The 9,131-nt window shown below is 75.3% G+C and carries 9 protein-coding genes and 1 pseudogene; 5 read left to right on the top strand and 5 right to left on the bottom strand.

Annotated features, from left to right (window positions below):
- Nucleotides 1-257: pseudogene (locus AB0K09_RS24130) on the bottom strand (sensor histidine kinase); the annotation flags it as partial.
- 97 nt (nucleotides 258-354) lie between these two features.
- Nucleotides 355-624, bottom strand: coding sequence for a DUF1876 domain-containing protein (locus AB0K09_RS24125; protein ID WP_366067461.1), 270 nt, complete (start codon nucleotides 622-624; stop codon nucleotides 355-357).
- A 105-nt stretch (nucleotides 625-729) separates the two neighbouring features.
- Between AB0K09_RS24125 and AB0K09_RS24120 the strand changes: the two genes are divergently transcribed.
- The 3 genes from AB0K09_RS24120 (at nucleotide 730) to AB0K09_RS24110 (ending at nucleotide 3,348) form a co-directional block, all read left to right on the top strand.
- Entirely contained in the window at nucleotides 730-1,095 is a 366-nt protein-coding gene (locus AB0K09_RS24120; protein WP_366067460.1) for a MazG-like family protein, read from the top strand.
- 45 nt (nucleotides 1,096-1,140) lie between these two features.
- A complete protein-coding gene (locus AB0K09_RS24115) occupies nucleotides 1,141-2,748 on the top strand; it encodes a hypothetical protein (RefSeq protein ID WP_366067459.1) in 1,608 nt (535 codons plus the stop codon).
- 141 nt (nucleotides 2,749-2,889) lie between these two features.
- Nucleotides 2,890-3,348 (top strand): hemerythrin domain-containing protein, encoded by a 459-nt coding sequence (locus AB0K09_RS24110; RefSeq protein WP_366067458.1) that lies wholly within the window; start codon nucleotides 2,890-2,892, stop codon nucleotides 3,346-3,348.
- A gap of 2 nt (nucleotides 3,349-3,350) precedes the next feature.
- On the opposite strand, the gene AB0K09_RS24105 is transcribed toward AB0K09_RS24110, so the two are convergent.
- Both AB0K09_RS24105 and AB0K09_RS24100 read right to left on the bottom strand, forming a co-directional pair.
- The gene (locus tag AB0K09_RS24105) at nucleotides 3,351-4,109 is read right to left on the bottom strand and encodes a DUF998 domain-containing protein (RefSeq protein WP_366067457.1); all 759 of its coding nucleotides are present in this window, start codon (nucleotides 4,107-4,109) and stop codon (nucleotides 3,351-3,353) included.
- An 8-nt stretch (nucleotides 4,110-4,117) separates the two neighbouring features.
- Nucleotides 4,118-5,317 carry a DUF6777 domain-containing protein gene (locus AB0K09_RS24100; RefSeq protein WP_366067456.1) on the bottom strand — a complete coding sequence of 400 codons (1,200 nt, stop codon included), beginning with the start codon at nucleotides 5,315-5,317 and terminating at the stop codon, nucleotides 4,118-4,120.
- Nucleotides 5,318-5,596: 279 nt separating this feature from the next.
- On the opposite strand from AB0K09_RS24100, the gene AB0K09_RS24095 reads away from it, so the two are divergent.
- Both AB0K09_RS24095 and AB0K09_RS24090 read left to right on the top strand, forming a co-directional pair.
- Nucleotides 5,597-6,910: a streptophobe family protein gene (locus AB0K09_RS24095; protein WP_366067455.1), complete on the top strand. Its 1,314-nt coding sequence runs from the start codon at nucleotides 5,597-5,599 to the stop codon at nucleotides 6,908-6,910.
- Between the two features lie 13 nt (nucleotides 6,911-6,923).
- Nucleotides 6,924-7,958, top strand: coding sequence for an alcohol dehydrogenase catalytic domain-containing protein (locus AB0K09_RS24090; protein ID WP_366067454.1), 1,035 nt, complete (start codon nucleotides 6,924-6,926; stop codon nucleotides 7,956-7,958).
- A 74-nt stretch (nucleotides 7,959-8,032) separates the two neighbouring features.
- On the opposite strand, the gene AB0K09_RS24085 is transcribed toward AB0K09_RS24090, so the two are convergent.
- Complete coding sequence (locus tag AB0K09_RS24085) at nucleotides 8,033-9,058, bottom strand: serine/threonine-protein kinase (RefSeq protein WP_366067453.1); 1,026 nt, start codon at nucleotides 9,056-9,058, stop codon at nucleotides 8,033-8,035.
- Nucleotides 9,059-9,131 lie beyond the last annotated feature (73 nt).

Genomic DNA, 9,131 nt, shown 5'->3' with positions numbered 1-9,131 from the left:
GACGTGACCGCGCTCAGGGCTCCGGCGAGGACGAGGACGGTCGCGGGCAGGGCGCGGCGCAGCAGCGACAGGACGGCGACGACCACGCCGACGGCGGTGGTGCGGAGCCAGCCGTGGCGGGCGAGGGCCTCCGGAGCCGCCGCGAGCAGGCCGAGCGTGCCGGCCAGCGCGCACTCCCCGGCCGCGCGGGCGCGGGACCACCCGCCGGGGCCGGCCGGTCGTCGCCACAGGTCACGGGCCCACGATGTCGCATCCACCCCCGCACCATAGGCATGCGCGGGCGCCGGAGGCGTTCACCGAAGGTCGTGCCGCCGGCCGACGAAAGTCGCCCCTGGGGGGCCGGGGCGCCCCCGCTCACATCCGGGGATGGGCCTGGAGGTGGGTGACCTCCTCGATCTCCGTACCGGCCTTCCTCATGAGCTCCCGGGCCAGTTCGTTCAGGGCCCGGGCCGCGGCCACCTCCTCACCGACCCGCAGCTGCTCGGGGTCGTCGGGGTGCCGGGTGGCGTGGCCCTTGGCGCGCATCTCGGTGCCGTCCGGGAGCCTCAGCATGACGGCGGCGCGCGTCCTCTTGTCGACTTCCTGGAACTCGACCTCGACGTGCCAGCCCACGATGGTCTGCATGACGTCCACCTCCTGCCGTACTACTCCTCCAGCGTGCATCAGCCCGGGCGAATGCGACACCGGTACCGTCGCCCCTCCCGCCGCTCCCGGACGAAGGACGCCGCCATGACCGCCCACTCCCCCGCCGAGCACACCGAGCAGGCCGAGCCGGGCCTCTGGTCCGCCGTGCGCGCCTCCGTCGCCTGGCTCGACGCGCACAACGGCACCGGTGACCACGAGACCGCCATGCGGCTGATGAAGCTCGCCGAGGAGGCCGGCGAGGTGATGGCCGCCTACATCGGCATGACCGGCCAGAACCCGCGCAAGGGCGTCACCCACACCCGCGACGACGTGGCGGCCGAGCTGTGCGACGTCATCATCACCGCGGCCACCGCGCTGCACCGTTTCACCGACGACCCCGCCGCGACGCTCGACCACCACGCCGAGCGCGTCGCACGCCGCATCGCGCGCCGCCCTCACCCGTTCCGGTGATTGCGGGGCGGTCCCGGGCTCCCGACCCTGCCCTCAGGAGGTCCTATGACCGCACCGCCGTCCGGGACGGGCCCGCCCGGAGCAGCCGTCACCACCCAGCACAACGACAACCGGCGCACGGGCGCCCAGCTCTGCGAGGTGCTGCTGCGCCCGGACACGGTCGGTCCCGGCACATTCGGCAGGCTCTTCTCCCGCGCCGTCGACGGGCACCTCTACGCCCAGCCGCTGTACCTGCCCCGCGTCGCCGTGCCGGGCGCGGGCATCCGTGACCTGGTGTGCGTGGCGACGATGCACAACAGCGTCTACGCGTTCGACGCGCACGATCCGGACGCCGGGGATCCGCTGTGGCACGTCTCGCTGGGCCCGTCCGTCCCACTGCCCGATCCGAACATCGGTCCGCGGCACTACCGGGACATCGCGGTCGAGGTCGGCGTGGTCAGCACGCCGGTCGTCGACCTCGCGCGCGGTCTGCTGTACGCCGTGGCGTTCACCAAGGACCCGGACGGCTACCACCACACGCTGCACGCCCTCGACCTGGGCACCGGCCGGGAGGCCCTCGGCGGTCCGGTGCGCATCGCGGCGACCGTGCCGGGCGGCGGCGACGGCAGCGTCGGCGGCCGGATCACCTTCGCCGGCAACCGGCAGCTCCAGCGCGCCGCGCTGACCCTGGCCAACGACCGGGTGTACGCGGCGTTCGCGTCCTACGGCGACCAAGGCCCCTACCACGGCTGGGTGTTCGGCTTCGACGCCGGCACCCTGCGGCCGGCCGGTGTGTACGTCACCACGCCGGACACGGGCCTGGGCGGCGTGTGGCAGGCCGGGCAGGGGCTCGCCGTCGACGAGCACGGCTTCCTGTACTGCATGACGGGCAACGGAGGTTTCCGCACGGACGGATCGAACCTGGGCGACAGCATCGTCAAGCTCACCCCCGGGCTGACGGTGGCCGACTGGTTCTCCCCGTTCGACAACGCGGCCCTGGACGCCGCCGACGCGGACCTGGGGTCGGCCGGTCCCCTGCTGCCGCCCGGCACCGGACTGCTCGTGGGCGGCGGGAAGGCCGGCAAGTTCTATCTGCTGGACACCCGGGACATGGGCCGCTTCCAGGAGGGCTCCGACAGCCAGATCGTGCAGAGCTTCTACGTCGTACCGCCGGACGGCGAGCGGCACCACATCCACGGCGGGCCGGTGCACTGGGACTTCCCCGGCGGACCGTGGGTCTACATCTGGCCCGAGAACGCCGCCCTGCGCGCCTACCGGTTCACGGGCGGACGGCTGGTGACGGACCCCGTGTCGCTGAGCACGACGACGGATCCCGTGGGCGTGCCGGGCGGGTCGCCGGGCATGCCGGGCGGGTTCCTGTCCCTCTCCGCCGACGGCGCCGACCCCGCGAGCGGTCTGCTGTGGGCCTCCCACCCGTACAAGGACGACGCGAACCAGGCGGTGGTGCAGGGCGTGCTGCGGGTCTACGAGGCGCGCGACCTGACCCGGGAGGTGTGGAACAGCAGGATGAACGCCGGCCGGGACGACGTCGGCCTGTTCGCCAAGTTCGCGCCGCCGACGGTGGCCGGCGGCAAGGTCTACCTGGGCACCTTTTCCGGCCTGCTCCATGGGTACGGGCTGCTCGGCCCGGCGTCCTCCCGTCCCGGTCCGTGACGGGCCGTTACGGCCCATGACGATGCGGTTGCGGGTGGCATCGGCCGGGCGGGATGCGGCGCGGCGTGGCAGGCTGGATTGCGTGCGTTCCCGGCGCGGTGCCGTTCGTGCGCCGCGCACGCCTCTCAAGGGATGACTGCCATGACACGCGAGAGCGACGTCATCAAGGAACTCGAGATCGACCACCGGGCGATCGAGGAACTGTTCGCCCAGATGCATCGCACCCGCATCGAGGACCCCGCCCGCGAGACGCTGCTGGCCGGGGTCGCCGACGAGCTCGTCCGGCATTCGGCGGTCGAGCGCCGGTACCTCTACCCGGCCCTGCGCGAGCACCTCGCCGAGGGTGACGCGACGGCCGCCCGGGAGATCCGCGACCAGTCGCGGCTGGTGGACATGCTCTCGGGTCTGGAGTCCTGCACCGTGACCCGGCCCGGTTTCGACGCCCGGGTCCGCTCGCTCGAGCGCGAGGTGTCGCAGCACATCTCGCACGAGGAGCACATGCTCTTTCCCCGGTTGCGGCAGGCGTGCCCGCCGGAGACGCTCGACCGGCTGGGCGACGAGGTCCGCGGGGCCCGCGCGCAGGTCGGCAGCGCGGGCTGAGCTCACCGCTCCCGCGGCCGCGCCTCCGCGCGCAGGGACCCGGCGAGCAGCAGGAACCACACGCCCACGAGCACCAGATGGGTGCGCTGCGGTACGCCGTGCCAGCCCGGCCGGCCGAAGAGCGGACCGACCGTGGCGAGGGCGGCGGCCAGGGCCGCGGCGAGGGTCCGGGGCCCCCAGCGGGCGATCGGCGCAAGCCGGGGCCGGTCGGTGCGCGCGGCGACCACGAGGAAGAACATCGAGCCGAACAGGGCCGCGTGCACCAGGGCGCTGGTGGTGGTGTGCCATGGATTGACGGCCTCGCACGGGTGTTCCACCGAGGGTGCGCAGTGCATCGGCACGACGACGTCGGCCACCGAGGAGATGCCGAAGGCGATCAGGGACCACCGGCCGGCCCTGGCCCAGCGTCCCGCCGTCAGGGGGCGGGCGAGCAGCGCGGCCGTCACGACCAGGGCGGCGGCGGCCACCTCGATCCAGCCGAAGAGCACGTGGAAGGGCTGGTCGGCGGCGTAGAGCTCGCTGACGTAGGAGTGCCGGGCGTCGAGCCCCGTGGGCAGCAGGAACTCCAGCACCCAGTCGTTGTAGACGACGGCCGCGGCGGCCAGCAGCACGGGGACCCAGGCGGCCGCCCGGCCGCCGCCGGGCCGGTCCGCGCCCAGGTCCGGGCCCCGGTCCGGCCGGCGGCTCCCGGACGCGGGGGCGGCGGCGCCGTGCGGCCGGCCGGGGCCGGCGGCGATCTGCCGGGAGGGCGGAGTGCTCATCGGCGTGCTCAACGCGCGTCCGGCGCGGACGCGGCCCGGTCCGGCGGGCCGTAGGCCGGCCCGGGCGAGGTGGGCGGGACGGTCGTGGTCTGGGGCGTCGTGCGCTGCGGCGCGGAGGGTTTGGGCGGGGGCGGCGGCGCCTGGGAGGGGCCGTGGGTGGGGGCGGGTCCGGTCGGCGTGGCGCCCTTGGTCGGGGCGGGGGTCATCCCGCCGCCGGGCGCGGACACCGAGCGGTCGCTGTCGCCGTCGCCGCCGACGGGCCGCTCGAACCACTCGCCGGTGGCGGGGTCGTAGACGATGAAGCTCTCCATGACGGAGTCGGCGGGGTCGACCACGATCACGTCGGACGGCTTGTAGGCGTCCCAGCTCTGTCCCTTGGCCTTCGGCGTGCCGTTGGCGGCGACCGGGGGGCCGAGCGGGTTGCCGCAGGCGCAGCGCACGCGGGGCACGCCGCGGTCGTCCACCAGGACGGCCGTGCCGGCCTGGAGGACGGCCTGGTAGCTGGTGACGGAGCCGTCCTTGTAGCCGTGGTTGGTGACGCGGGTGTCGGCGCGCAGCTGGAGGGACGTCAGGCCGTGCAGATAGGCCGTCAGGTTCCCGGGGTCCACGCCGGCCGCGCCGGCGAAGGCGCGGGCCTTGCCCTGGTCCTGGCCGAGGTAGGAGATCTGGCGGTCGACGTCGCAGCTGGCGACGTTGCGGGTGCCCCCGTACAGGCCGGGCGTGTTGCCCTGGACGGTGCGTTTGCCGTCGGCGGGGACGCTGGGTTTCGTGGCCGCGCCGTAGCCGGACTCCTTGACCGTCGAGCGGGTGAAGGGGTCGTCCCCGGCGGCCGCGGCGGGCTGGAGGGTGACCTCGCCGGGGCCGCCGCCCTGGCGCAGGAGGACGACGGCGACCACGGCGGCCACCACGACCAGGCCGGTGATGACGGCGGTCCGCGGTCGCCACCAGGAGGGCCGGTGGCGGCCGGGCCCGCCGCCGGGCGGGCCACCGGTGGGCGGCGCGGGCGGGCCCTCCGGGGGCTCCTGCGGCCCGGAGGGGCCGGGCGTGCCCCCGGGGCCCTCGGGGCGGCCGGCCGAGGGGCCGGGCCAGTCGGGCCGGGTGGGTTCGGATGGCTCCGACGGGCCGGGGCCCCGGCCGGACAGCGGCCCGGAGGGTGGCCCGGACGGGGGCTCCGCGGGGCGGTTTCCTGACGGCGGCTCGGACGACACGGCCCTTCTCCTACGCTGGAGGCGTTCCCTGCCGGCCGCCGATCGCCGACCGCTGGTCCGTTGACCCGCGACCGCAGGACTGATCCCTTTTCACCGCCCCCGCGCTCATTGTGTGTCGCAAACCGGCGCGGCCCGCAAGCGGGGACCCGCGACCGGTGGTTCGCCCGGGCCGCCATTCCCCCGGGCGCGCTCGCGGACGGGTGGTCCGGCCTCCCCGGGCTTAGGTTGGCGGCACGGCGGCATCCCCGCCCGTCCAGCGCAGCCGAGTTCGGAGACAGTGTGAGCCAGCCGACCGGGCATCCGCCGGGCCCCCGCGGCCGGGCCGCGCCGGGTGCCGTGCCGCGGGAGGTGCGGGCCTGGGGCGACGCCCTGGCGACCGTGGCCGCCGCGCTGGCCGCGATGTTCGCCGTCGCAACGCTGGGGCTGTGGGCCGCGGGTGCGGCCGATCTGCCGGACGGGGCCTTCCCGGCCGTCGTCGCGGCCACCGTCGTCACGGCCGTCGGAGGTTCGGTGGAACTCTCCGGCGGGGCGGGATTCCTGGGCCGTACGGGTGCGGCGCTGGCGGTCGTCCCGCTGTCGGTGACGCTGGCCGGGGCCCTGGTGGCCGCCCTGCTCTTCCTGTTGCCGATGCGTCACCGGGCGGTGGCCGGCGGTCCGGAGCTGCTCGGGCGCGTCGCCCGTACGGCCGTGCTGTGGCTGCTCGGGCTGCTCGCCGTCGCGCTCGGCGCGCGGCACACGTTCCGCATCGAGGTGGGCGAGGAGATCGTCGACGACATCGGCGAGGCACTGGGCGTGACCCCGACCGTCGGCTTCCGGGCCGACGTGGGTCCCACGCTGGGCTTCGGCCTGCTGTGGCTGCTCGTCCTGCTCGTGGTGGCGCTGGCGGTCTCGCGCCGGACGCCGCTGCCGTCGCGGCTGCTGCGCTTCCAGGACGCGGTGCGGCCCGCCGCGTTCGCGATGCTGGTGGTGCTGCTGGGGTATGTGCTGCTCGGACTGGTGATCGGTCTGGTCGTCGCCGGGGTCCGGGGGCATCCGGCACAGACAGCCGCCCTGCTGCTGCTCGGTCTGCCCAATCTGGCCTGGATGGCCTTCGGGGTGGGGCTGGGCGGTGCGTGGGACGGGCAGGTGCCGCGCGAGATCGGGCTGCCCGTGCCGGAGGCGCTGGCCGCGGTCCTGCGCGGGAACGGCCACGGGCCCGCGACGGTGGACCTGGCCGCGCTCTCGGAGCAGGACGGGCGGGCCTGGCTGCTGGCGCTGGTCGCCGGCCTGGCGCTGCTGGCCGCCGGATTCCTCACGGCCGTGCGCTCGCCCGCCGGCACCCCGCCGTGGCGGCACGCGCTGCGGCTCGCCGTGGCACTGGCGGTGACGCTCCTGGTGATCGGACTGCTCACGCACGTCTCGGCCCGGTACGGGCTGTCCCTGCTCGGCATCGGCGACCTGGGCGGCTTCGGGGGGCGGGTGACGCTGCGGGCGCATCTGTGGCTCCTGGTGGGCCTGGGGGTGCTGTGGGGGTTCCTCGCGGGTTTCGCCGGGGAGCTGGCCGCCCGGCCGGTGCGGCGACGGGGGCAGGCGGGGGCCGGCGGTACGAGATGAGCGGAAGGGTCCCATGCGCGCGACATTGATCTACGGTGCGGGTGACATCAGGGTGGAGGACGTGCCCGATCCGCGGGTGCGGGAGGCGACGGACGCCGTGGTGCGTGTGGTGCGCGCGTGCATCTGCGGCAGCGATCTGTGGCCCTACGGGTCGAGACCGGCCACGGAGCAGGGCGATCGCATCGGTCACGAGTTCCTCGGCGTCGTGGAGGACACCGGTGCGGAGGTCTCCGGTCTGAGGCGCGGCGACCTCGTGGTCGCGCCGTTCGCCTACGCGGACAACACGTGCGCCTACTGCGCCGACGGGCTGCACACCTCCTGCCCGAACGGCGGTTACTGGGGCCAGAACGGCGTGGACGGGGGACAGGGCGAGGCCGTGCGGGTGCCGTGGGCACAGGGCACGCTGGTGAAGCTGCCGGTCGGCGAGGACTCACCGCTCCTGCCGTCCCTGCTCACCCTGTCGGACGTGTTCTGCACCGGCCACCACTGCGCGGTGAAGGCCGGCGTCGGCCCCCGCACGACGGTGACGGTCGTCGGCGACGGGGCTGTCGGCCTCTCCGCGGTCCTGGCCTCCGCCCGGCTCGGCGCCGAACGGATCGTGCTCATGGGCCGGCACGCGGACCGCACGTCCCTGGGCCGCGACTTCGGCGCCACCGACGTGGTCCCCGAGCGCGGCGAGGAGGGCGTCGCCCGCGTACGGGAACTGACGGGCGGCGAGGGCACCCACACGGTGCTGGAGTGCGTCGGCACGGAGACGGCCCTGGAGACGGCCCTGGGCGTGGTGCGCGACGGCGGCACGGTGAGCAGGGTGGGCGTGCCGCAGTACGAGGAGGGCCCGGTCGGCTACGGGATGTTCAGCCGCAACGTCACCCTGACCGGCGGCGTGGCCCCGGCCCGCGCGTACATCGAGGAACTCCTGCCCGACGTCCTGGAGGGAAGGATCGAGCCCGGCCGCGTCTTCGACCGTACGGTCGGCCTGGAGGGCGTACCCGACGGCTACCGCGCGATGGCGGCCCGCGAGGCGCTGAAGGTCCTCGTACGGCCGTGACGATCACGCCGCCCGAGCAGGCGCAGTAGCCGGCGACGACCGCCGCGCGGACGGGACGGGCGCGGCCCCAGGCGTCAGTGCGGGCCGGCCGGGGGGAAGACCGGTGCCGCCCAGGCCGGCGGTGGTGGCGGGGGCTCCGGGCGGGACGGGGGCGCTTGGCGGTCGACGCGGGTCGGCTCGTGGTCCCGCCGGTCCCGGGTGCGGGTCTCCGCCGTCGCGGCGTGCCGCAGCGTGGCGACGAAGCGCATGCAGCTGTCGTAGCGGTCGTCCGGGGCCTTGGCCAGTGCCGTGGCGAAGACGTCCTCGGCGCCCGGCGGCAGGCCGGAGCGGCGTTCGGAGAGACGCGGCGGCGGGTCGTACTGGTGCGCCCACAGCAGGGCCATGTCGTCGTCGCGCTGGAACGGCGGGGCGCCCGTCAGCATCTCGAAGACCACGCAGGCCAGGCTGTAGACGTCACAGCGGCCGTCGACCGGCTTTCCGGCGATCTGCTCGGGTGCGACGTAGTCGAGGGTGCCGACGAACTGGCCGACGCTCGTGAAGCCGGTCAGCGACAGGGACTTCTTCGTCAGGCCGAAGTCCGTGAGGTACACGTGCTCGGGGTGGTCGGGGTCGGTGCCCTCCGCGACGAGGATGTTGCCGGGCTTCACGTCCCGGTGGACCAGGTCGTGCGCGTGGGCGGCGTCCAGCGCGGAGGCGACCTGGCCGGCGATGCGGCAGGCGGTGTCGAACGGCAGGGGGCCCTCGCGGTCGAGCAGGGCGCGCAGGTCCTGGCCCGGGACGTAGCGCATGGCGATGTAGAGGACGCCCTCGACCTCTCCGGCCTCGAACACCGGGACGATGTGCGGGTGGTCGATGGCCGCGGCCACGCGTGACTCGTGCGCGAAGCGCCGCCGGAAGGTGTCGTTGCGGGCGAGCTCCGGGGCGAGCAGCTTGAGCGCGACCGTGCGGTCCAGGCGCAGGTCGCGGGCGCGGTAGACGACGGCCATGCCGCCGCGCCCGAGTTCGCTCTCCACGCGGTACGCGGCGATCTGCCGGCCGATCGTGGCGGACGGTCCGCCGAAGCGGGCGTCCGGGTCGGGCCGGTGGGCGGCGGGGGCCATCAGGACTCACCGGGCCCGCCGGCGGGCCGGTCGTCGAGACGGGTCGCGTCGGCGGGGGGGGGCGCGGGCGGCC

Origin of the sequence: Streptomyces sp. NPDC049577 (genome assembly GCF_040675635.1) — a bacterium.
GTDB lineage: Bacteria > Actinomycetota > Actinomycetes > Streptomycetales > Streptomycetaceae > Streptomyces.
The sequence above is the reverse complement of the archived record's forward strand: the minus strand, read 5'-3'. Positions and strand labels throughout refer to the sequence as shown.

Excerpts from the sequence above, each read along its gene's own strand:
- AB0K09_RS24090 (WP_366067454.1), top strand. The coding sequence starts at position 6,924 with ATGCGCGCGACATTGATCTACGGTGCGGGTGACATCAGGGTGGAGGAC.
- AB0K09_RS24105 (WP_366067457.1), bottom strand. The coding sequence starts at position 4,109 with ATGAGCACTCCGCCCTCCCGGCAGATCGCCGCCGGCCCCGGCCGGCCG.
- AB0K09_RS24125 (WP_366067461.1), bottom strand. The coding sequence starts at position 624 with ATGCAGACCATCGTGGGCTGGCACGTCGAGGTCGAGTTCCAGGAAGTC.
- AB0K09_RS24110 (WP_366067458.1), top strand. The coding sequence starts at position 2,890 with ATGACACGCGAGAGCGACGTCATCAAGGAACTCGAGATCGACCACCGG.
- AB0K09_RS24115 (WP_366067459.1), top strand. The coding sequence starts at position 1,141 with ATGACCGCACCGCCGTCCGGGACGGGCCCGCCCGGAGCAGCCGTCACC.
- AB0K09_RS24085 (WP_366067453.1), bottom strand. The coding sequence starts at position 9,058 with ATGGCCCCCGCCGCCCACCGGCCCGACCCGGACGCCCGCTTCGGCGGA.
- AB0K09_RS24120 (WP_366067460.1), top strand. The coding sequence starts at position 730 with ATGACCGCCCACTCCCCCGCCGAGCACACCGAGCAGGCCGAGCCGGGC.